Raw genomic sequence first — 22,458 nt, 5'->3', positions numbered from 1 at the left:
TTTGTTTTATAATAACCAAAATCAAAATAAGGAGTTTACAATGAAGTGCAATGTAGGAAAAACAGACAGAATGATTCGCGCGATTGCAGGTATTGCCGTCATTATTTTAGGAGTCATTTTTAACAGTTGGTTTGGCTTAATCGGTATCGTTTTATTAGGAACAGCGCTTATTCGCTTTTGCCCAGCGTATCTTCCATTCTCCATCGACACCTCTAAAAATGATAACAGTGATTCATGCGGCAGTGGTGGTTGTGGCTGCGGTCGATAACTGTTTTATAACGCCATCTAGAGAGTAGAAATTTTTGTAACTTTACAAAAAGCTTATTCACAAGAGTTGTCAAGAATGGCAACTCTTTTCCCTCTTTTTTTTTCTTAAACCTTTTTTTGCTAAAATACGCATATTTTACATGTAAACAAAAGGCATACCATGGGACAAACCATCACTGAAAAGATTTTTAGCGACCACGTGGGTCACGCAGTAAAAGCGGGCGAGATTATTAAAAGTAAAATCGATATGGTTATCGGCAACGACATTACCACACCTATCTCGATCAGAGCGTTTGAAGAGAGTGGCGCGACTAAGCTTGCCAATCCCGATGGTTTTAGTATCGTTATGGATCACTACATCCCCGCCAAAGATATTGCCAGTGCAAACCAAGCAAAAATCAGCCGTGAATTTGCTTACAAACATGACCTCAAACACTATTTTGATGAAAAAGACATGGGCATTGAGCACGCGCTTTTACCTGAAAAAGGACTTGTGGTTCCAGGCGATGTCATCATCGGCGCAGACTCACACACCTGTACGCATGGAGCTTTAGGCGCTTTTGCTACGGGTATGGGATCAACCGACCTTGCGTTTGCGATGATTACGGGTGAGAACTGGTTTAAAGTCCCAGAATCCATCAAAGTCGTCTTTAGTGGAAAGCCAAAACAACATGTTTATGGAAAAGATCTTATCCTTGAGGTGATTCGTATTTTAGGTGTGGACGGTGCATTGTACCGCACGCTTGAATTTACAGGTGACACCATTGCACATCTTAGCATGGATGATCGTTTCTCTCTTTGCAATATGGCGATTGAAGCGGGTGCTAAAAGCGGTATTGTGGCTGTCGATGAAACAACCAAAGCATTTTTAAAAGACAAAAATCTTGCACGTGAGCCAAAATTCTTCTACTCAGACGATGATGCTACTTATATGCAAGTGCTTCACATCGATGTCGCAAACCTTGATCCTGTGATTGCCTATCCGTTTTTACCATCGAATGGCAAATCGATCAATCAAGCTGTCAAAGATGATTTGAGCATCGATCAAGTCTTTATCGGCAGTTGTACTAACGGCCGATTGGAAGATCTACGCATCGCGGCAAGCATCTTAAAGGGTCGCAAAGTGGCACGCAAAACACGCCTTATCATCACTCCAGCAACACAAAAAATCTCCTTGCAAGCACAAAAAGAGGGTCTTGTTGACATCTTTGTTGAAGCAGGAGCTGTCTTTAGTAACCCAACCTGTGGTGCTTGTTTAGGTGGCTATATGGGCATTTTGGGCGAAGGTGAACGTTGCGTTTCCACAACCAATCGTAACTTTGTAGGACGCATGGGAGCACGTACGAGCGAAATCTACCTTGCCAACTCTGCTGTGGCAGCGGCCAGTGCGGTAATGGGCAAAATAACCGATCCTAGAACACTCTAATGCTTTTCATTCCACTGCCTTTGGTTATCATCGCAGGGGGAAAAAGTTCACGCATGGGAAGCGACAAAGCATTGCTTCCCTTTGGCGATTTTAAAACACTGACTGAATTTCAACTACACAGACTCAAACCTTACTTTTCCAGTTTACATGTAAGCACAAAAAGCCGAACCAAATTTGATTTTGATGCCTCTTTTATTGAAGATGATGCCAGTTATGTCGAGCATTCACCTCTGGTTGCCCTCCTCTCTATTTTGGAACACTTTCAAACGCCTGTATGCGTCCTCAGTGTGGATACTCCTTTTGTTACACCCGAAATTTTTGAAAAACTTTATCAGCAATTAGCGAACCACGATGCCGTTGTTGCAACCTCACCTTGCTCTTCACATCAGCTCTGCGCGATTTACGCACCTTCCATTACAGAGAAAATTCGCGAACTACTCTCACGAAATGAGCACAAAATACGTCTTATGTTACAACAAAGTAACACGCACTATGTTCCGTTTGAAGATGATGCCCCTTTTTTAAACCTTAATCATCCCGAAGAGTATAAAAAAGCACAGGAGCTTTTATGATTGATGCGCTCACCAAAGTCCACTCACATAACGCTTTTGAAGAAAAACTGCTTACATGTAAAAGTCCAAAACTCTTTTTAGTGGACATCAAACAATTTAAAAACATCAACCTTGAACACGGTGATGAAGGTGGAAATTTTGTCTTATGTGCCTTTTCCATGACGCTTACCTGCTTTGCAAAAGCGCATGAAATGGAGCTTTTTCGCATTAAGGACGATAAGTTTGCCCTATTGCTTGACACCCCATTTGAACTTTCAAAAATGGAACGCATTACCTGTGCACTTTGCGACACACTTCAGCGTCTAAGTTATGCCTATCAAAATCAAAACATTGATGTGGAAGTACACATTGGAATCAGCTTTGACCATTTTGAACCATTAGAGAAAGCGCAAAAAGCCCTTTTGGTCGCAAAAGCGGAAAACCAACCTTTTGTGACCTACTCCGAATTTGCCAATATCCTCATGAGCGAAAATGAAGAAGCCATCGAAGCAATGATGAAAAGTGCGATTGAAAGCGGGCAAATTGTTCTTCATTTTCAAACTATTGTTGATCGAAATGAACAACCATTCTACGCAGAAGCACTGCTTCGTTTAGCCTATCATCAAACACTACAATCGCCTAAACTCTTTTTAAAAATTGCAAAAGAGCGCAACCTTTATGAACCGTTATTTGAGAGTATTGTTAAGAGTGTTGCTGATTTGTCTACGCAAAAAGGGCTACGCCTTGCGCTCAATCTTTCCTCAGAAGACTTGATTAACCAAGCACGCGTTGATTTTCTCAAACGTTCATTCGCGGGGAAAAATATTGTTTTGGAAATTCAATACGAAGAGAGCACACCGCTTGAATCACTAAGCTCTGCCATGAGTGAGCTTAAAAAAGAGGGTATGTTAATAGCACTTGATAATGTCGATAATATCAATCTCATCACCTATTTTCCTGATGGCCTGATTGATGTGGTCAAAGTACGTGGAGACATTATTCGAAATCTTGCATTAGACGCATCCACACTGCTTACATGTAAAACGATTCTAAAGTTATGCAGGCATAAAAAAATTCAAACCGTGGCAACGCAACTTAACGCTAAAGCCATTGTAGAGGCGGCTCGAGAGCTTGATTTTGACCTTTTTCAGGGCTATATCTTCGAGCAACCTCACACATTAGCGTAAATGATTATTTCTCTTGCGCGTCAATTAGAGCTTCATCGATTTTAGAAAATTCGACAACTTGTAAGCCTTTATGGTCTTTCATAAACGTTTGTGCGCTTTTGAATGTTTTAAAAGGAACAAACTCTTTCCCCATTGGTCCCATGACATCGCTACCGACGACGTAGAATGCTTTTTTACCATCCATCGCCTCTCCCGTATAATAATCACTCACTAAGATGGTAAGATCTGCATCGTTATGTTTGGTGTAATTACCCCATTTTGCAGGATTGTGATAGAACTTCAACATATCTTTGACGCCATCAAATGCATGACTGATTTGTTTGCCATTGTCAACATAATTCATACGAACTGCCCATTTAGGATATTTGTAAGCAAACATGCCGCATACTGGGCATTTTTCATCTTTTTCAACATGAATAGTTGTTTTATGATCGTGCGATTCAAGACGTAAAACTTCCCACAAGTAAAGTGAAACCGCTTGAAGCTCTTGTTCATTCACCTCTCCACACACTTGTGTTTTTTTCACGCTAACTTTGAGTTCTGCAATGGTGTTGAAATCATGCAAATGGATTTTCTCTTTTTGACATTTTGCATTGTAAATTTTCTCACCCATCGGATAAGCGCCTTTTTGCTTTTTCTTAATAAACTCATCCACATCATCTGCCAAAGAGGCTTTTGCTTTGGCAAACGCCGCATCAAAATTCATCACTTCGCCACCATTTTCTGATGCAAATGCCTTAGCATCGGCTTCATTAGCAAAAGCAAGTTTACTGACCATACTCATCGTTCCAGGAACTTTTGAGCCTACCACATAAAAGACATTTTTGACATCAACCAGTTTTTCACTTTTAACTTCGGTAACAAGTATTTGTTTGACACTAGACTCAATAGACTTCCAATCTGATGCAAGACAGCGCATTGAACAGTACTGTTTTGCCGTACCATCTTTCAAGATAACACTGTGCGATGTTTTGTAGAACATTTTCAAACTCATGCCGCATACTGGGCAATACGCTTTTTCATCACCTTTTTGAATTAACTCAGGCTCGCCTGTTGCCATTTTATTGAACTCTTCTGCGTGTAATCCCAATGCGAAAACCATTGCGAAAAACAACGCCCATAGGCTTTTTTGCATACCCTACTCCTTTTTGGAAAATATTATTGAGTTTATTCCCTAAGTGTTAAATTAGTGTTAAATGTCACACGAAACACCATCATCTTTTTAGCATATTTATTTGTTATAATGTCCAAAAATGAAGGAGAAAAAATGGTTAAACATATTGTATTTTTCAAACTACCTGATAATTCTGAAGCCAATAAGCAAGCGGTGAAAGATCGCATTATGAGTATGCAAGGTAAGCTTGATTTAGTTAAACATCTTGAAGTAGGTATCAATTTTTCACCCGAAGAGCGCGCCTTTGATGTTGCTCTTGTGAGTGATTTTGAAACGAAAGAGGACTTACAAACATACGCTACGCATCCAATTCATGTTGAAGTGGTTAACTTTATCAAATCACTAAGTGCGGTCTCTAAAGTGGTCGATTACGAGTACTAAGCCTTAGCCATAACCCTTTGAAAAAAGGAAGTGAAGAGATGATGGAACCTAGGACGATCAGAGAACATGCCAACCAAATGGCACTGTTTGGTGATGATCGTCCAAAGAGAACAAGCATCAAGGTTGAAAGAAGTGGCGTTGCGTAGGAGAGTGAACCGATAAATTTGATGTCGCCTTGCTTCATGCCATAATCCCACACAAAAAATGCCACACCAACAGGTCCAAGCCCTAGTCCAATAGCGGCAATAAACTCTTCTGGCTCAGGAATATACGTCTGTTCAAACACCAAATGCGCTACAAGCGAAAGCAGCGCGCTTGCGCCACAAAAAGCACCCACACAGAGTGTAGGAACCGTTCCAAAATAGCGGGAAAGAACAGAATAACTACTCCAAATAAACGCGCATAACAATGCGTACATGTAACCTTGTGTGTACTGAGAAGAGAAGCTAATCTCTTTACCAAACCCTATTAAAACCAATGCGCCGAAAAAACCTAAAAGTGCTCCTACGATATGAAACCAGCGCAATTTTTCATTGGGCAAAAATGCACTTAAAAGCACAATCAGTAAAGGCCAAAGGTAATTAATAAGATTGGCTTCCAAAGCAGGTGCGCTTTTAAGCGCTAAAAAGTAAAAAAAATGGTAGCCAAAGAGACCATAAATACCCACAAGCCAGACTTTCCATGGCAATTTAAGATGAATTAAAATGCCTTTCCCCTCTTTGATCCACAAAAAAAGCCCTATGGTAAAAGCAATGCTAAAGGCAATAAATGTCAATTCAAAGGGAGGAATACGGTTGGTAAACACGGTAAAAAGTGCTAACGTCGCCCAAAGTAAAATAGCAACAATACCTGCAATGTTTCCTTTTTGTACACGATTCATTTTTTTATCCATCAATATTGCGTTATAATTTCATCTTTTGAAAGGCAAAGCGTGAAAAAACTACTTCTATGTGCTATTGTAGCACAAATTCCTTGGGTGCTTTTGGCGAGTGATCTTAGTACTCTTGAGGATCAAGCCAAACATGGAGATGCCAAAGCAGCCTATGAATTAGCCAAACAATATGAGGCACAACATGACAATGACCGCTCGTTAATCTGGTACAAACAAGCTGCCATTTTGAGCTTTGAAACGAAAGTGGAGCAGAATAAAACATTGGAAAGCAGTCTCACACAACAATTGCAAAAAATCGAGCGTACTGAAGCTGTGTATAGTTCATTTTTGGATTCATACAATGATGATGCAGAGACCAAAAGCTCCGTACAGCAGATGGTGACTCAAACCTTTGATATTGCGCCTTATAAGATGAACTATCTCCTACCGTATACGTACGATAATGTTGCGCATCAAAACAGGGAACATCAAGAGACAAAGTTCCAAGTAAGCTTCCAAAAAGGGCTCGTTGACAATCTTTTTGGTTTGCATGAAACCATTGTTGCAGCGTATACGCAAACATCGTGGTGGCAAACCGCATCTGATTCAGCACCGTTTCGTGAAACAAACTACCAACCTGAACTTTTTGTGATCATGCCACATTTTGATAAAGACAGTTTTATCAAAGCCTATCAATTTGGTATTTTGCATGAATCCAATGGACAAGGTGGAGACAAATCCCGCTCATGGAATCGTCTGTATGCAAAGACTTTTTTCCAAGCAGGAGGACTCGTCATCGCGCCACGTATTTGGTATCGTATTCCTGAAAGCAGTGCCACCGATGACAATCCAAACATTGATGATTATCTAGGTTCTGCCGATCTTGAACTGATTTATCCATGGAAAAAACAGACATTTAAAATGCTTCTTAGAGACAATCTTCAAAGGGAAAATAATCGAGGTGCCGTGCAGTTTGATTGGACATTCCCATTGTGGGAAGAGAGTTTATTTGGGTACATACAACTTTATAGCGGTTATGCAGAAAGCCTTATTGATTACGATAAACGAACGAATCGTATTGGTATAGGTTTCGCACTCTCACGATAAAAATGTAGTAAAGAAGCGTCACATTAAAGTGTGGCGTTTCTTTACATTTAAGCGTTAGTTAAAATCTCTAGGAGATCTTCTTGGACGCTCTTCACGAGGTCTAGCTTCATTAACTTTTAAAGTTCTTCCACCGATCTCTTTTTCGTTTGTTGCTTCGATAGCAGCTAATGCTTCTGAATCATTTGGCATTTCAACAAAACCGAAACCTTTTGATCTTCCAGTCTCTCTATCACTGATGATTCTTGCACTTGATACTTCACCATACGCTGAGAACATCTCTTTAAGCTGATCTCCCGTCATCTCATACTTTACATTGCCCACGTAAATATTCATTTACCGTACTCCTCATTTTTGGATCATTCATTGTTACCTTTTGCCCGTAACTACGTTAAATTCAGATAACATTGAACGACTTTGCAAAATCATTGTAGCATAAAATCAAGATTTCTAAGTAGAGAGACAACTGTTTTTCTAGATAATGAGAAAAAATGACACACTCTTATCACACACACGGACTTAAGAGAAATGGTGTTATAATAATTACGCTTCTTGCGAAACGCATTTTGTAAAAACTAAAAGCACCGAAGGTGCGTGGGCTTTGTGCCGAACAAAACCAAGTGTTAACGTAGCTTGAGAAGCTTTGCTTTGAAAGCGTGTCAAAAATAAAAAAACAAAGAGGGGCGGATGAAACTAACCCATTTAGACGAAAAAGATAGACCTAAAATGGTCGACGTCAGCGATAAAAGTGAAAGTTTTAGGGTTGCCGTAGCAAGCGGTACTATCACGATGAGCCAAGTCGCATTTGATATGATTATTTCACAGCAAACGAAAAAAGGACCTGTGCTTCAAACAGCAGTCATTGCGGCAATTCTTGGAACAAAGCGCACCAGCGATCTCATTCCTATGTGTCACCCTTTAATGCTCACTTCTGTCAATTGTGACGTTGAAGAGCTCCCAAAGCTCCCTGGCTTTAAACTCACTGTTACCGCTAAACTCAAAGGACAAACCGGCGTAGAGATGGAAGCACTGACAGGTGTGAGTATTGGTCTTTTAACCATTTACGATATGTCCAAAGCCATCGACAAATCGATGGTCATTAGTGATATTCGCTTAGAATCCAAAAGCGGAGGAAAAAGTGGAAACTACACCCGAACTCCAGCTTGATTATCCGTGTCATTGGGAATATAAACTTGTTCTAAGTACCGAACACAATGTCACTACACTGGTACAAGAGATTTTGGAAGAGCGTATCCATGAGATTCGCAAATCCCAAAATAGCGCTAAAGGTAACTACGCAAGTTACACACTTCGTGTTCTTGTCCATAATGCCGACGATCGTAAAATGCTTTTTCATCTGCTTAAAGCACATCAACACATAAAATTTGTACTGTAAAAGAGGTCAACCATGGAATCAACGTACACCATTTTTTTAGCCACACTCAAAGAGAAAAAAGGCGAGCCTGAACTTTTTAAACTGATTAGTGAGCTCACATTTGAGCTTTCACGTAAAAAAGTTCAACGTCTCAAAGATGAGACGAACATTCACAACCGCATTGGTGAGCTCTTCGAGCTTTACTGCAAAGCGTTGCATGATGAAGGACTGAAATCTCCTCGTGCCATTAGTGCCGTGATTGATGGTCTTTTAAAAGCAACCAGCCACGAAAAAAAGGCGTTTTTATACAAAACGATCTACGAAAAAGAGCAACTTGAGAAAAGCATTTTTGCTCAAAAACAGCAAATTCGCACCACCCTTTCTGAGGCATTTTGTGTGCTTGAAGCACATATTTCGCACATGCAAGAAGAGACAAAAGAGAGTGCGCTTACAGCGTTACATGATGCAAAGCTACGTGGTATTGAGATGTTGGGAATTTTGAAAGAAACTACGCAAGAGGCGCTACTTACAACACTTGAAAATGGCAGTGATATTGCCGATACAATTCATGAAATCACCAAAAATCTCAGTTTTCAAACCATTTCAGAAGGCGACTTAACCAAACAGCGTATCATCGATATTTCAAACACCATTATCTCCGCAAGTATTGATATTGCCGATGAAGATCTCGGACATGCAAAAGAGATTTTAGATGGCTCTATTAATGGTGTGCGAGAGGGTATTACCAAAGCGATTGATAAATTTAAGAATGATCTCAAATACGCGCCAACTGAAGCGATGGAAGGGCTTTTAGAAACAGATCTTGCCGATCTTCGCAAAGAGCTTCTACGCATTGATGAACAATTTATTCTCTTACTTGAAGCCCTTGCTTCACAAAGTGAAGGTATTTCTGCCAGCCTTATCAAAGAGATGACCAAAGAGATGAACAGCTCAACAGCAAAAATTATGCGCGCAGCAAACGATGCTAAAGAGGTTATTGGTGAGCGTATTGAACTGCTTAAAGCTGAAGCTTCCGTATTTGAAAAAACTTTTAAAGACAAAGCGGAGAAAAAACTCGAATCACTCAAAAAAGATGTGAATGAATTTGAGAAAAAAGCTTCTGCAAAAGTGGAGTCATTCAAGCAATTTGAATTTGAAAACGATACCGCAAAACACGTTGCACAAGAAGCAAAAAAACTAGGCTTCCGTGCGTGGGAAGTAGCCAAACACATGATGGATGGCGCGGTTAAAGGTGCTAAAGAAGCGATGAAAAAAGAGGATAAATAATCCTTTTTTTACCTTTACATGTAAGGATTTTTCCTTACATGTAAAACGTTAAATTACGGTGCTTTTGGTGCCGCAAAAACAAGATTTAAAATATCATCATTGGTTTTATCATTTGCCTTTGCAATTTCCAAAACCGATTGCTTACTAGACGCTACAATCTTCTTATCTGCCAATACCTTGACCATCATCTCTTCATCCAAATCCACAAATGCTGCTACTTTGAAAAGCGGTGCATTCATCATCGTTCCAATAATTTTACCCTTAGGATTCATCCCTTTTTCTTGTTGTGGCATCAACAACGGTGTAACGATAAACACTGCGGTGATAAGAACGCCAAAAAGCATAGAAAGTACCGTGGAACGTTTTTTAAAGTAAGAGAGAAAAGCACTCCAGTTTTTGAGCAGATGTAAACAACTAGCAAGAACAAACGCAAGTCCTAACCAGATATGAAGTGTTTCGGTGGAAAGTGGGCGAATTTTAAAAAACATCATGATTCCAGTAATTGAGACAATAACAAATACGACGCACAATAGCGCACTTAAAATATTTCTTGGGATAACCTTCATCTATAACTCCTTAATTTTCGTTTGGAATTATAGATGCGTTATGTTAACCCTTTGTTAATTATTCAATCCCTTGTGAATGCATAAACATCACTTTATCAGCAACTAATTTCACTTTGATATACTGTTTTTCATCGCCCCACGTGCAGTCACTCATGCCTGCAAATGCGTCACATTTAGTTGCTTTCCCCAAAATGTCCGTTACTTGTGTGTAGCTCATGCCCACTTGGATTTTGTCATAATTTTCTTTGCTTAGTTTTGTACACCCCGTAAAAACAAGCAATACTAAGGCTATCATGATATATCGCATGGTCACTCCTTGATTCGATCTTGCAAAAGACTAGCATATTTTTTCTTTTTAGTGGCTTTGCGAGGCTAAAACAAACATCTGTGCATGCTCTTTTTCAAAGCTTGCACACCTCTCACACACCTTTTCGCCTCCTTTGTAAGAGAAAGCACATTTACATGTAAGACACACTTGCAGATCATGATGCATCAAAACAATAGCACGATCATACGCGAAATCTATCAAATCAACCTCTTTTTTCACACTTGTTATCGCCTCTTTTTTACAAATATCTTCACAAATACCACACCCAATACACTTGCCCATCTGAAAAAGTAGCTCCGTCTGGTCATGGTTGTAACTCAGTGCTTGGCTTGGGCAAAACTGCACACACTCTTTACAGTTATCACAATTTTGGGCAATCTCTTTCGTATGTAAAAAAGAGAAAGGCTCTACCCTCAAACTCGCAGAAAGTGTTGTTTTAAGCACTTTTTTGAGCTCAAATCGTGGTGCTTCTGGTACACTTGGAACAAATTTAGACGGTGCGATGAAACGTTCAAAAAAGGCTCTACGCGTGCTCTCTTTTGGCTTTTGGGAAGCGAAGCTAATGCGCTCACGTTTGTGCAACTTGCCCACAAAATCATTGGCTTCATCAATGCGCACACGAATCCTTTGCTCAACCGCACTCCCACGGTTATGCTCACACGTTGCACACTCCAAAAGATGACATGTAACGTTTTTTCCCTCCAGTAAAATCGCACACCACTCATCAACACTCAACGCTCCCAAACAGGGCATTTCACCTTTACATGCAAAGAGTGGTGCGTCCTCTTTTTTCACAAAATCTAACGCTTTTTGCAAAGAGTGCCCATACAAAGAGAGCGCTTTGGTAGGACACGCGCCCATGCACGCTCCACACTGTGTGCATAAAGGGCTAAGACGCAGTTTGCCTTGCTTGAAGACAAACGCTTCATGCGCACAAGCATCTTGGCACAACGTACACGCATTGTTCGCATACTCATTGCGCAAACAGCTCAAGCGATCCAGCGCAAAAGCCCCAACACGGTCAATGTAAAGTGTTCGCTCTAGCATAGTCCCTCATAATCTGCGATGATATACTCCGCTCCAAGGGCGCAAAGTTCCCTGTAAAAAGGTGTTTGTGCCATATTGGCAATTCCCAAAAGATACATTGGCGCCCAGTTTAAAAGATGCTTTTGCAAAAAGGCTCTTTGTGCCTCAACCTCATTTTTCAAAATCAAATTTTGCATAAAAGCACACTCAAGGCTGAGATGATCCGGAGCTTGAAGCTCTGATTTTGTGAGATTAAGCTCATACCCATGTTCAAAGTAAAACTGCATGACAGGGTTTTGAAGCCCCACGAGAACCTCTTCTTTGTCATCCAAAATAGACGATTCAATAGGCAGTGAGTGCATCAAAAAAAGCGAGCTAAAATCGACATTGAGCGCTTCTTCTAATTCAGAAAGTGGCGTGGTGACAAACCACTCCACCTCATCATCAAGCACCAGCTCCAAAATGGCTCTGTCGTTTTTAAGCTCACCTATAAGCTTCTCATCCAAAACCGTTGCAAACATTTTGGATAAAAAAGCGTACATCTGCGCTCTGTTTTTAGCATTCACTATAAACATCCCTTAAAGAAGCTTTTTTGAGGCGGAGGAGGTGCTTTAAAGCCACTCGCGACAATCGTATCGCCTCTTACCTCACCGCTAATCGTCACCTCATTCATGTTCATCGGCTCATCAAGTTTATAGCGAGGAATGGCACTGTAATCAATCGCATAGATTTTTTGCTCATTGTGAACAAATAAAACAAGCTCATCGGTTACTTTATCGCCAAACTCCCAGCTTTTGAAACACTCGCCACTGCCACACACAAGACTTTCCAAACGACAGTCTGAAAAGTAACCATTCTGTGCGCACCATTTACTGGTTAAAAACCCTTTTTTCTCGATACTCTCGGCACATAAACCAACCGCTAAAAGCGCCATTAAAAGTGCTATTTTTTTCATTTTTCGACCTCCACTTTGAGGGTTTTCATAAAGGCAACCAGATCATTCACGCTTTTCTCATCCAAATGCGCAAACGGTGGCATGGTTGATGTACGCACACCTTTGTCATCACTCGTGTACCATAAAAAGTTCTTGTGCGCGTTAAGGTTGTAGCCTGGCACCACAACAGCACTTGGCTCCATAATGGACTCTTTGAGGTAACTCGCATTGGCATATCCACCGATATTGGAGAGGTTTGGTGCCATGTAGTTAGGGGCATTTTTCACCGATTTATACTGATGGCATGCCGAACAGTTCTCCATCATGAGCTTCTCGCCATTGCTCGCATCTCCTTTGGCTTCATCCAAAAGAGCTAACGCTTTAGCATTGGCATCAAGACTCACCCCTACCCAAGCACTGAGCAACTTCGCACCATCACGGTTTTTCTTCTCGCCATCCCAGATCGCAAAAGCGACAGGAAAACTGCCTTGAAGATTGAGGTGTTCACTTTTAAGAGGGCGTACCAAAAGCGCGCTCCAGACACCTTTGTCGTACTTCATCTCCATCAAAGAGGGCTCAGAGTTATCTCGAATCTGTGTCAGAGAGCGAAAACCCTCTGCAATAAATGCACGCTGATAATCACCATTCCCCTGCTTTGCAACCTCATTTTTGTACGAAGTAAGCTCTTTGGCAAAGGCGTTTTGGTTGGATGCGTTCACTTGATGGTAAACATCGCCGCCGTTATTGGGCTCATAAACCTTGCCCGTTGCTTTTTGCAAATGCACAATCACCGCTCGATCAACGCTGCCCATACCAATGTAGGGGAGTTTGTCATTTACGGTTGAAAATTGCACCGCAAAACCATCGCTGTAGTCCGTAGTGCTTTGCACTGTTTGAAGGCTTTTGGTTTTATCATTCCACTGAAGTAAAAATGCGACCGATTTTCCATCGCTCAAAGTCTTTACATGTAAAACTTTAGCAAGGTTCGCTTCATTGGCTTTTATCAGTTCCGCATCATTCATCTCTATGGTCGTTTGAGGATAGACCTCAACACTTTGCTCTTTTGCTTTTTGCCAAACATTTGACGTTAGGCTCACTTTAGAAAGATCCTCTTTTACATATAAAGCATTCAAACTCTGCGCCATTAAACTAGTTAGCCCTAAAAGGCTCATCAACACAATGATCGTTTTTAATGTTTTCATGCGTTTGCCCCCTTCGTGAAAAACTTCATCTTAGAGGTGTATTTACCGCTAAGATAACGCTCATCCACAGGCTTGATGACTGGCATTCCTTTTGACTTAGCATACTCAGCGTAATAGTTATTATCGAGTCTAAACATATCTTCATGTTTGTACGCAATGAGCAAGTCCATGAGTTCACTCTCTCCTGTCTCTTTACGCTTTTTCATCTCAGCCCGAAGCGTCCTAGCTGCTTCATGCACCTCTTTGCCAAAAAGTTTTTCCAACACTTCAGGAGGAATGCGCTCACTTCCCTCAATAATTTTCCCGTTAGCATCAAATTTCGGTGGCGCTTCGGTTGGCGGCACGTAGTAAACGTTTGATTCGGTTCCATAATCAGGACGCAATGGCAGTGCCACTTTGAACTTTTTCACGAGTTTATAGACTTGTCCCTCTTCATCATCCAAAAAGCCGACAAAGCGAATACGTCCAACACACTGTTGCGCACACGCAGGCGGTAAGCCTTTCTCAATGCGTGGAAAACAGAGAATACACTTCTCACTTTTAGAGATACGTGGGTTGAAGTAGATTTTTTTGTACGGACACCCTGCGATGCAGTAGCGATACCCTTGGCAACGATCCAAATCTACCAAAACAACACCGTCTTGATCGCGTTTAAAGATGGCATCTCTTGGACAAGCACTGAGACACCCTGGGTTGGTACAGTGGTTACAGATACGTGGAATATAAAAGAAGTAGTTATCGTTCGGGAAATCCCCAGCACCCTCATCTTCATCCCAGTTTGGTCCCCATTTTGGATCCACATGAGGTTTGAGCTGTGCCCCATTCGCAAGCTCTTCATGGTTATAATCCCAAGGCACACCATACTCACCTTGCAAGCTTGGCACAACGCCCGCTTTTAGGTCTCCCGCTTCATCAAACCCACCGCCGAGTTCTTGCCATTTTTTAGGGTAGCCCTCACCTGGGTAGGTCTCCACATTGTTCCAGTACATGTATTCGCGCCCGTTGCGGTTTGTCCACTGAGTTTTGCAAGAGACAGTACAGGTCTGACAGCCAATACACTTATTAAGATCCATTACCATGGCTAATTGACGTTGTGACATGACTTACCCCCTTGCCTTTTCAAAATTGACCGCGCCATCATAGGCGTATTGATTACCATCCCAAAGTCCTCCAAACTTCAAGTGCCCCCAGCCATCAGCCATCTCCAAAAGATTGAGTGAGGTTGGCACCACTTCATTATGCCCTCGTTTATTTTTGTACATGTAAGGCTCCCATCCATCTTCTAAAACAATACCATCAGGTGGACACGAGGAGCTCAGTTTTGCCATTGCATAAAACTCACCAATAGCGTTAAAGATACGAATAGAATCGCCATCTTTGATTCCTTTCATCTTGGCAACTTCACGATTGACCTGAATCGCAGGAACACCACGCTGTAAACGAAGCAGTGTACGGCTTGTTTTGTAGTTGGAGTGAATGCTCCATCTTGCATGCGGTGTAAGCATCGCAAAAGGATGCGCTTTGCTATCGGGGCGAATGCCTTGCATACCCGTATTGGTTTGTGCTCCCATTTTGATGTACATATCGTGATCTACGTAAAATGTTTGTCGACCGCTGAGTGTCTCAAAACGAGCGAATTTATAAAGATGATCTTCATTGGAATTAAACGGCCTATCGGCATACAATGGTGAACTTTTGGCTGCTTTTTCATTGAGCTGTAAAAAGCCCCCTGTTTTATACATCTTCTCAATCGTCCACGGCTCATACTGCACACAGTTAGCAAGTGCTGCTTCCACCGCTTGCTTGTCGGTACCCAACAGTGGCTCCATCTCAGAGCGACTCTCTTCATCATTGTTCGTAAACTCTTGATGCACGATACTCAGGTCATGGAAGCCCTCTTTGGCATAGCGTTTGTCATCTTTGACTTTGGCTTTTTCTTTGTTTTCAGGCTTATTGGCAATCGCTTCAAGCTTTTTGGTAATGAGTGCAAACATACTCCACTCATCCATCGCTTCACCCACAGGTTTGAGGTTTTTAGCCGGTTGCGCTAAGTTTGTAAAACGATGATACCCAGGGCTACTTCGTATATCCCACACCTCGTAGTGACTTTTTGCTGGCAGTAAAATGTCCGCATAGACTGCCGCTTCACTCATGCGTGTATCCACATACGCAAAGTATTTGGTCTTATTCAAAAAAGCTTCTTTATAATCATTACCTTTGTTGCGCCTAAACTTTGAATCTGCAACGATGAGTGCCACTTCAGGCGTCCAATGAGGTTTGACCCCTTTTTCTTTGCCATCTTTGCCTTTTTCAAGAAGCAATGAAACAACCTTCATATACTCCTCTTTACTCATCCCATTTTGCGCACGTCTGACATCGGCATCGCTAAAATACTTCTCAAACGTCTTCATGCCATCGCCCAAAATAAACTCACCCACAAAACCTGAACCAAAGCGCGCGGTGTATTTACCGCTAAACCCGCTGAGTGCTTCAAGACCGCTAAGTTGGAACTCATTTTCCGTATTGAGCCCACCATAAGGTCCTAAACGACCTGTTAACCCACAGATAGAAGCGATGTTCCAGATTGACATCATGCCGTTGAAGTACTTGTTCAAACTAAATCCTGTGGTGATCTCCACCACTTTAGGAAGCGCAATATCACGTGCGAGTTGGCGTACGGTATCTGGATGCACCTCTGTTTGTGCTTGTGTGGCTTCAGGGCTGAAGCGTGCAGTGCTTCGCTTTAACATCTCAAACACCGTGGTCACTTTCACTTTTTCACCGCTTAAAAGCGTTACTTCAAATTCACCCTCTAAAAGTGGTTCAATGCCAAAGTCGCTTAGGCGCAGGGTTTTATGCTCACTGCCTTCACTTCCGGGCATAATGGCGGGTGCATTGGTTTTAGTATTCCATGCGTAAAATTGCTCATCAAAGCTGTGATGCTCTTTCTCATCTTTTGCTTTTTCCATCTCTGAGCGTCGCAATAGTTTCTTGTTGTCAACTCTCACTAAAAAAGGAAGATCGGTATAGGTTTTTGCAAAAGCGGGTTTATACATCTTTGCATTTAAAATCTCATAGATAACACTCATCGCAAGAATGTTGTCGCTTCCTGCTTTAATCGGTATCCAAAGATCTGCCGCACGTGCGCTTGCATTAAACTCAGGGGTAATGACGATGATCTTCGCACCATTGTATTTACCTTCCCACACAAAGTGCGCATCAGGAATACGTGAAACCGAAGGGTTACCACCCCAAAAGACTGCGGTGTTCACCGTGTACATAAAGTCATAGGTACAACCAAGATTTCCCTCACCATAGGCAATTGCTGCACCACTAAACATATCTCCAAGGTAAGACGCTGGGTAAATTCTTACAGCACCTAACTGTGTTGAAAGTCTTAAGGGTCCACCACGTCTACCTTCGGTTAAAAGACCCGTTCCTGCGTGTACCATTAACTTCTCAGGGCCTTTTTTAGGATCAACCATAACATCCCAAATCTTTTGTGCGACTTCAGTGGATGCTTCATCCCAACTGATGCGCTTCCATTTTCCTTCGCCTCTTTTGCCCATACGTTTCATCGGATAGAGCAATCGGTCTTTTTCATACATAATCTGGGAGTGTTGCACACCCTTGTTACACCCTCTTGGGTTAAAATCTGGCACTTTTGCATTGATAGATGGGTAACGTGAAGATTGATTTTCACGGGTAACGACGCCGTTATTTGACCAAATTTCCCACGAACAGTTACCTTGACAGTTCACACAGTGGTACGCAAAGCCATGCTCCTCTTTTTTACCGTACGTAAAGCCAAACTCATTACGGTACATCTCTTCGCTATAACTGGTATTGGGGTAGTTCTCTTTTGCATTTTCGATTTTGGTAACACCCGTCTTGGCAAACGCATACCCTTCTCCTGCGATCATTGCAGCGGTTGCACTGGATATTTTTAAAAAGTCTCTTCTTTTTATCATCATCTTCTCCTCTATCTTCGTATCGGCAAGTTCATATCATTCGCCCATTCATCCCAACTACCCGTATACACTTTTACATGGGGATAGCCTAAAAGTTCAAGTGCGGTGATGATATGTGAGCTTCTTCCTGCTCCCACATGACAGTAAGCGTAGATCGTTTTATCTTTGGTGATGCCATTTTGATCAAAGACTGCTTGCATTTTTTCCAACGCTTTAAAAGAGAGTTTTTTATCCATGTCTGTCATATTTTTCCACTCAATGAATGTCGCTCCAGGTATATGTCCACCGCGCGCCGCATTATCCATCTTACGCTCTCCCATGATCTCTTCAAAGCCACGTGCATCAATAATGGCAAAAGAGGATTTTTGCCCTTTTTGTATCAAATCATCCACAGCTTTGCGTAGTTCATCTTTACCCGCAATGTAGTTGTAATTCACTTTGCTAAGATCAATACTATAAGACTTTGGTGTCCCCTTAACCTCAGCTCCTTTTTGCACGATGAGCTTTTTCTCTTGCTCTTTAAGCTGTGATGTTAGCTTTTCAACTAAAGCCTTATCATCTTTTGCCTCTTTGATCTGCGCTTTGATGCCATCGTAAATTTTCTGCTCAGGATCAGCCGCCATCATTGCCGCACGTCCGCCATTAAGAATCTTTACTTTCTCATGCCCGTAACTTTTAAAGTACGCATAAACACCCGTTGCATTAGGACCTTTAAAGTCATCATAAGCAATGACCAATGTGTCATTCGTAATCCCTTTACTACCTATGTAATGCTCCGCTTCCTCTTTACACATAAAAAGCGGTGCGCACTCCATCTTGCCTGTAATATTTGAGTGATGCAAATGGTGCGCATACATCTCGACTGAGCCTTTAATATGCCCCGTAGCGTAAATGTCTTCGTCATCACCCGTGACAAACATCACTTTCTCTTGCCCGATTAACTTCATCGCATCCTCTGCTGAAATCAAGATGTCACTTGATGTAGCATAGAGGCTTGAAACAGCGATAGAGCCAAAGAGAATACCTCTTAGCCATCCCATACAAACTCCTTTTGTAACATTTATACACAAAATTAAAGACACAAATACCCATCTATAAAGCAATTTTCGCTACTTTATTCTCTATAAAGCCCCTAAAGAGCTGAAGTGTTACTTTATATCCTAGTTATTTACTCGATTTTAGTGTGGCTTTACTTAACACGATGTAAAATATTTTAAGTATGATAAATTTGTTACGAAAATGTAACTTAGCCAAAGGAAAATTATGCACCAGCCCTCTATGCCTTTACATGTAGAAAAGCATCTGCTTTCACTGTTTCACTGCGGATGTTATATCAATACACAAGAGATTATCAGGATGGGTTCATCACTTGGCATTGAACTTCCTTTTAAAAAACGTGCCTTTTTAATGCAAACGCTTCTTTTACATGTAAAAGAGACCGAACAAGAGCAGGCGTTTCTTGCGCTTATATGTGATCTTTTAAAGAACAAAGCGCAAACCTTACAAGAAAGTATTGCGCACTACCCCAAAACAGCACTCTTACTGCAACCGTGGCTTATGAAAATAGAAAAAACAACCTATCTCTTAAAACGAGAATTTACTTTACATGTAAAGGATGAAAATGCTTAAAACCAAAATACCCTATGGCTCAACCCAAAAGCCCAATAACAGAGCCCCTTATGCCAATAAAGTCATCGCCGTTAGCAGTGGCAAAGGCGGTGTTGGTAAAAGCACCGTTGCGGCAAACCTTGCTGTAGGACTTGCCCAAAGTGGTTTACATGTAGGACTATTAGATGCAGACATTTACGGACCAAGCATTCCAAGGCTTCTAGGTGTTGAGGCTGAAAAATTACAATGGAATGATGAGAATAAAATGATCCCCAGTGAAAATTTTGGTATTAAAGTGATGAGTGTGGGGCTTACAACGCCCAAAAGCGATACGCCACTGGTCTGGAGAAGCTCCGTAGCCGTGAGTGCCTTAATGCAGTTTTTAGAAGACGTTGCTTGGGGAGAATTGGATGTTTTAGTCATCGACATGCCTCCAGGAACAGGCGATGTGCAACTCACCATGGCACAAGAGCTTCCTCTGTGCGGTGTCGTACTTGTCACCACGCCTCAAATGCTCTCAACCGATGATGTCAGCCGCGCCATTGTGATGTTTCAAGATATTCACGTTCCTATTTTAGGGCTGGTGGAAAATATGAGCTATTTTATAGCCCCCGATACAGAAAAACGTTATGACATCTTTGGAAGTGGAGGAGCTCAAAAACTCTGCTCTACCTACCATATTCCCCTTCTAGGACAAATTCCGCTCACAAGCGATATTTTAAACCTAAGCGATCAAGGTAAAATCCCTATGGCTTTGGGCGAGGCAACGACAAAAGAGATGTATGAGAGTATTGTAAAAAGAGTGAGAGAGGTCTTATGACCTCTCTTAGGAAGATGATATAAAATTAGTATTTATATCTTAAAGAAGCACGGATATCAGAAGCTGATTTAACAGCACCTGGTACTGTTGATGGATCCATAGGTGTTCCGGTCCAACCAAAGAATGTATTACTACCAGTATAGTCATAATTCATATAAACATAACTCAACTGCGCAGTTAAATTTTTACCTACAATTGGAAGTTTATAGTAGATTTCATACGCATCACCACGGGTAGCTAGCTTAGAACCTGCAAGTGTATCTTCACCATAGGTGTAACTTCTCCAGTATTTACTACCATGGTTATACTCTAAGCCAAGTCTTTGGCCCTTTGCAATACCTGGTAATTGAAGACCTGTATAAACAGAAGAACCTGTCTCTTTACTTGAAGATCCTAACATTTCTGTGCCCATTGCACCACCACCCATTCCATCAGGAATAAAATGTGTTCCCTTTGGATCTGTTTTATTAAAGGCATAAGAGAGGAAGAAAATACTATCATCTAAGAAATCACTAAGACCATCGCCGATACCGTTAACTTGAACGGATAACGATCCACCTGTCATATCGCCTACATCACCAAAAAATATTTGCCCAGTACTAAAGTTTGAAGTCATAGCATTAATATCCATCATATTCCAAGCTTTAAAGTAATTTGCCATTACTTTGTACTGCCCATTATCATAGAGTTGCACTAAAAGTCCTGCTAAGTCCATATTAGGATTAGCGCTATCTTCAACATACGCTGGACTAAATCCACCTGATGAGTTCATTGAGTAAGAACCTGTTGTATTCGAATAGCCTCTGCCTAAACAAATTTTAAAATAAAGTCCTGAAATACCTGTAACTTTATCAAAATCAAATTTAAAGCTTGCGCCATCAAATTCCATACTGATATTATGACCAACAGGAGAAGCTGGTGCATCATTATCAGCTCTTAGGTCAGTCATAAAACCATCAAGTGATGGACGGCGACCAAATGAAACAGCATAATGTACATCACCCATATCGTCAGAATATATAAAATAAGCTTCTCTTAGCTTAATACTGTCATCACCTGGTTTATTAGTTCCATACCAGTCAAATGCTTGAAACATACTAGTTTGGTCCATATTATTTTGACCAAATGTCTTATATACCCCAAGCTTTCCCTGAAAGACTAGATTGTCAGCAGGTTGAGCTGCCATCCCAAGAATTAACTTATTAGTCCAAATACCATTATCTTGATCTGGTGCATTATTAAGCTTATAACTAACAGCATCATACGCTGTTCTAAAGTCAACGTTAAACTTGACATTATCCCCTGCATCATGCGCTTTGATCTCAGAAACTTGAGCTCTTAATGCATCTACATTGAGTTTTGCTTGAGCACTTTTTAGCTCTGCCATTTGCGCTTTAAGCGCCTCTACTTCTTGCTTGAGTGAATCATCTGCAGCGAACGCTGATGATAGTGCTGCTCCTAAGAGCAGTGGAGCGATGATTTTCTTCATCTTTTTTTTACCTTTTTTTAGTAAGAATTATTTGACACAACTAGCAAGACGGAACGTTGCCGCTATCGCTTGCAAACTCTATACAGAAATCTCTAATATCTGGCATAAATTTCTCAAATTTATCGCCTTTTAGGAATGCATCTAACCCTGGATACTTTTTAGAATACTCAGCAACAAATTTCTCTGCTTTGCCATCAAAAAGTGCTTTCCACTCTGCTTGAGTGTGTTGTGTTGCGAATTTCGCACCATTCATACCTGAACCATCTTTCATATACTTAAGATAGTACTTCTGCCCCTTTGCTGCATCCGCAAATGCAGAAGTGCTCATTAAGCCCACAACTAAGAAAGCTGAAACAAGTAAACCAATGACTTTTTTCATCATTTCTCCTTTTCAAATTTTAGATATGCAAGCATCATAACAAAAGTAAAATAAATTTTAATTTAAAAAACAAATATCCTGAGAGAATAAGTAAAAATTATTTTTACTTTTTTTTACTTTTCTTAATTTAAAAGAGTTAAAGCTGAAAAATAGGGGAATTTATAGTAAATTTTATTTAACTTTTAGAATTGCTTTTCAGATAAATAAAAATATTACCTGAAAAGCATGGAGGCTTTAGGAGAAAATTAGCAAGACGGAACGTTGCCGCTATCGCTTGCAAACTCTATACAGAAATCTCTAATATCTGGCATAAATTTCTCAAATTTATCGCCTTTTAGGAATGCATCTAACCCTGGATACTTTTTAGAATACTCAGCAACAAATTTCTCTGCTTTGCCATCAAAAAGTGCTTTCCACTCTGCTTGAGTGTGTTGTGTTGCGAATTTCGCACCATTCATACCTGAACCATCTTTCATATACTTAAGATAGTACTTCTGCCCCTTTGCTGCATC

General features: G+C 41.1%; 26 protein-coding genes. 11 read left to right on the top strand and 15 right to left on the bottom strand.

The window, feature by feature from the left end; genetic code table 11:
* The first annotated feature begins 40 nt into the window (after window positions 1–40).
* The 4 genes from N0B29_RS08905 (at window position 41) to N0B29_RS08890 (ending at window position 3,431) form a co-directional block, all read left to right on the top strand.
* Complete coding sequence (locus N0B29_RS08905) at window positions 41–268, top strand: YgaP family membrane protein (RefSeq protein ID WP_263833370.1); 228 nt, start codon at window positions 41–43, stop codon at window positions 266–268.
* Window positions 269–427: 159 nt separating this feature from the next.
* On the top strand, window positions 428–1,693 hold the full coding sequence (gene leuC, locus N0B29_RS08900; protein WP_263833369.1) for a 3-isopropylmalate dehydratase large subunit: 1,266 nt from the start codon (window positions 428–430) through the stop codon (window positions 1,691–1,693).
* Window positions 1,693–2,265: a molybdenum cofactor guanylyltransferase gene (gene mobA / locus N0B29_RS08895; RefSeq protein ID WP_263833368.1), complete on the top strand. Its 573-nt coding sequence runs from the start codon at window positions 1,693–1,695 to the stop codon at window positions 2,263–2,265. The genes leuC and mobA overlap by 1 nt, the downstream gene beginning before the upstream one ends.
* Window positions 2,262–3,431 (top strand): EAL domain-containing protein, encoded by a 1,170-nt coding sequence (locus N0B29_RS08890; RefSeq protein WP_263833367.1) that lies wholly within the window; start codon window positions 2,262–2,264, stop codon window positions 3,429–3,431. Before mobA ends, N0B29_RS08890 begins: the two co-directional genes overlap by 4 nt.
* Before the next feature lie 4 nt (window positions 3,432–3,435).
* On the opposite strand, the gene N0B29_RS08885 is transcribed toward N0B29_RS08890, so the two are convergent.
* Entirely contained in the window at window positions 3,436–4,566 is a 1,131-nt protein-coding gene (locus N0B29_RS08885) for a nitrous oxide reductase accessory protein NosL (protein ID WP_263833366.1), read from the bottom strand.
* Window positions 4,567–4,698: 132 nt separating this feature from the next.
* Between N0B29_RS08885 and N0B29_RS08880 the strand changes: the two genes are divergently transcribed.
* On the top strand, window positions 4,699–4,986 hold the full coding sequence (locus N0B29_RS08880) for a Dabb family protein (protein WP_263833365.1): 288 nt from the start codon (window positions 4,699–4,701) through the stop codon (window positions 4,984–4,986).
* On the opposite strand, the gene yddG is transcribed toward N0B29_RS08880, so the two are convergent.
* Window positions 4,961–5,866, bottom strand: coding sequence for an aromatic amino acid exporter YddG (gene yddG, locus N0B29_RS08875; protein ID WP_263833364.1), 906 nt, complete (start codon window positions 5,864–5,866; stop codon window positions 4,961–4,963). The two genes, N0B29_RS08880 and yddG, sit on opposite strands and share 26 nt — an antisense overlap.
* 51 nt (window positions 5,867–5,917) lie before the next feature.
* Here yddG and N0B29_RS08870 point away from each other — a divergent pair, with 51 nt between their 5' ends.
* Window positions 5,918–6,964, top strand: coding sequence for a phospholipase A (locus N0B29_RS08870; RefSeq protein WP_263833363.1), 1,047 nt, complete (start codon window positions 5,918–5,920; stop codon window positions 6,962–6,964).
* A gap of 54 nt (window positions 6,965–7,018) precedes the next feature.
* On the opposite strand, the gene rbp is transcribed toward N0B29_RS08870, so the two are convergent.
* Window positions 7,019–7,297 carry an RNA-binding regulator gene (gene rbp / locus N0B29_RS08865; protein ID WP_025346286.1) on the bottom strand — a complete coding sequence of 93 codons (279 nt, stop codon included), beginning with the start codon at window positions 7,295–7,297 and terminating at the stop codon, window positions 7,019–7,021.
* A gap of 351 nt (window positions 7,298–7,648) precedes the next feature.
* Between rbp and moaC the strand changes: the two genes are divergently transcribed.
* Genes moaC through N0B29_RS08850 form a run of 3 tightly spaced genes read left to right on the top strand, consistent with a single transcriptional unit; the run spans window position 7,649 to window position 9,623 of the window.
* Window positions 7,649–8,128 (top strand): cyclic pyranopterin monophosphate synthase MoaC, encoded by a 480-nt coding sequence (gene moaC / locus N0B29_RS08860; protein WP_263833362.1) that lies wholly within the window; start codon window positions 7,649–7,651, stop codon window positions 8,126–8,128.
* Window positions 8,100–8,357, top strand: a complete 258-nt coding sequence (locus tag N0B29_RS08855; RefSeq protein WP_263833361.1) for an HP0495 family protein — start codon at window positions 8,100–8,102, stop codon at window positions 8,355–8,357. Before moaC ends, N0B29_RS08855 begins: the two co-directional genes overlap by 29 nt.
* Window positions 8,358–8,369: 12 nt before the next feature.
* Window positions 8,370–9,623, top strand: coding sequence for a DUF6781 family protein (locus N0B29_RS08850; protein WP_263833360.1), 1,254 nt, complete (start codon window positions 8,370–8,372; stop codon window positions 9,621–9,623).
* A 53-nt stretch (window positions 9,624–9,676) separates the two neighbouring features.
* Here N0B29_RS08850 and N0B29_RS08845 read toward each other — a convergent pair whose 3' ends face one another.
* The 9 genes from N0B29_RS08845 to N0B29_RS08805 are packed head-to-tail and all read right to left on the bottom strand — an operon-like array spanning window position 9,677 to window position 18,690.
* Complete coding sequence (locus N0B29_RS08845; protein WP_263833359.1) at window positions 9,677–10,189, bottom strand: DUF4405 domain-containing protein; 513 nt, start codon at window positions 10,187–10,189, stop codon at window positions 9,677–9,679.
* Between the two features lie 58 nt (window positions 10,190–10,247).
* Window positions 10,248–10,496, bottom strand: coding sequence for a DUF3862 domain-containing protein (locus tag N0B29_RS08840; protein ID WP_263833358.1), 249 nt, complete (start codon window positions 10,494–10,496; stop codon window positions 10,248–10,250).
* A 48-nt stretch (window positions 10,497–10,544) separates the two neighbouring features.
* Window positions 10,545–11,564 (bottom strand): 4Fe-4S binding protein, encoded by a 1,020-nt coding sequence (locus tag N0B29_RS08835; protein ID WP_263833357.1) that lies wholly within the window; start codon window positions 11,562–11,564, stop codon window positions 10,545–10,547.
* Window positions 11,558–12,109, bottom strand: a complete 552-nt coding sequence (locus tag N0B29_RS08830; RefSeq protein ID WP_263833356.1) for a TorD/DmsD family molecular chaperone — start codon at window positions 12,107–12,109, stop codon at window positions 11,558–11,560. The genes N0B29_RS08835 and N0B29_RS08830 overlap by 7 nt, the downstream gene beginning before the upstream one ends.
* Window positions 12,109–12,498: a hypothetical protein gene (locus N0B29_RS08825; RefSeq protein ID WP_263833355.1), complete on the bottom strand. Its 390-nt coding sequence runs from the start codon at window positions 12,496–12,498 to the stop codon at window positions 12,109–12,111. The genes N0B29_RS08830 and N0B29_RS08825 overlap by 1 nt, the downstream gene beginning before the upstream one ends.
* Window positions 12,495–13,679, bottom strand: a complete 1,185-nt coding sequence (locus N0B29_RS08820) for an ethylbenzene dehydrogenase-related protein (RefSeq protein WP_263833354.1) — start codon at window positions 13,677–13,679, stop codon at window positions 12,495–12,497. Before N0B29_RS08820 ends, N0B29_RS08825 begins: the two co-directional genes overlap by 4 nt.
* Window positions 13,676–14,779: a 4Fe-4S dicluster domain-containing protein gene (locus N0B29_RS08815; RefSeq protein WP_263833353.1), complete on the bottom strand. Its 1,104-nt coding sequence runs from the start codon at window positions 14,777–14,779 to the stop codon at window positions 13,676–13,678. The genes N0B29_RS08820 and N0B29_RS08815 overlap by 4 nt, the downstream gene beginning before the upstream one ends.
* A gap of 3 nt (window positions 14,780–14,782) precedes the next feature.
* Window positions 14,783–17,650, bottom strand: a complete 2,868-nt coding sequence (locus tag N0B29_RS08810) for a molybdopterin-dependent oxidoreductase (RefSeq protein WP_263833352.1) — start codon at window positions 17,648–17,650, stop codon at window positions 14,783–14,785.
* An 11-nt stretch (window positions 17,651–17,661) separates the two neighbouring features.
* Window positions 17,662–18,690, bottom strand: coding sequence for a sulfurtransferase (locus N0B29_RS08805; protein WP_263833351.1), 1,029 nt, complete (start codon window positions 18,688–18,690; stop codon window positions 17,662–17,664).
* Between the two features lie 223 nt (window positions 18,691–18,913).
* On the opposite strand from N0B29_RS08805, the gene N0B29_RS08800 reads away from it, so the two are divergent.
* Window positions 18,914–19,279, top strand: coding sequence for a hypothetical protein (locus N0B29_RS08800; protein WP_263833350.1), 366 nt, complete (start codon window positions 18,914–18,916; stop codon window positions 19,277–19,279).
* On the top strand, window positions 19,272–20,078 hold the full coding sequence (locus N0B29_RS08795; RefSeq protein WP_263833349.1) for an Mrp/NBP35 family ATP-binding protein: 807 nt from the start codon (window positions 19,272–19,274) through the stop codon (window positions 20,076–20,078). The genes N0B29_RS08800 and N0B29_RS08795 overlap by 8 nt, the downstream gene beginning before the upstream one ends.
* Before the next feature lie 25 nt (window positions 20,079–20,103).
* On the opposite strand, the gene N0B29_RS08790 is transcribed toward N0B29_RS08795, so the two are convergent.
* From N0B29_RS08790 to N0B29_RS08780, 3 genes are all read right to left on the bottom strand, one after another.
* Window positions 20,104–21,567 carry a DUF3373 family protein gene (locus N0B29_RS08790; RefSeq protein WP_263833348.1) on the bottom strand — a complete coding sequence of 488 codons (1,464 nt, stop codon included), beginning with the start codon at window positions 21,565–21,567 and terminating at the stop codon, window positions 20,104–20,106.
* Between the two features lie 40 nt (window positions 21,568–21,607).
* The gene (locus tag N0B29_RS08785) at window positions 21,608–21,946 is read right to left on the bottom strand and encodes a hypothetical protein (protein WP_263833347.1); all 339 of its coding nucleotides are present in this window, start codon (window positions 21,944–21,946) and stop codon (window positions 21,608–21,610) included.
* Between the two features lie 245 nt (window positions 21,947–22,191).
* A partial coding sequence (locus N0B29_RS08780) for a hypothetical protein (RefSeq protein ID WP_263833346.1) occupies window positions 22,192–22,458 on the bottom strand: 267 nt, incomplete at its 5' end.

This window comes from Sulfurospirillum oryzae (genome assembly GCF_025770725.1).
GTDB lineage: Bacteria > Campylobacterota > Campylobacteria > Campylobacterales > Sulfurospirillaceae > Sulfurospirillum > Sulfurospirillum oryzae.
This window is presented reverse-complemented; position numbering and strand designations above follow the sequence as displayed.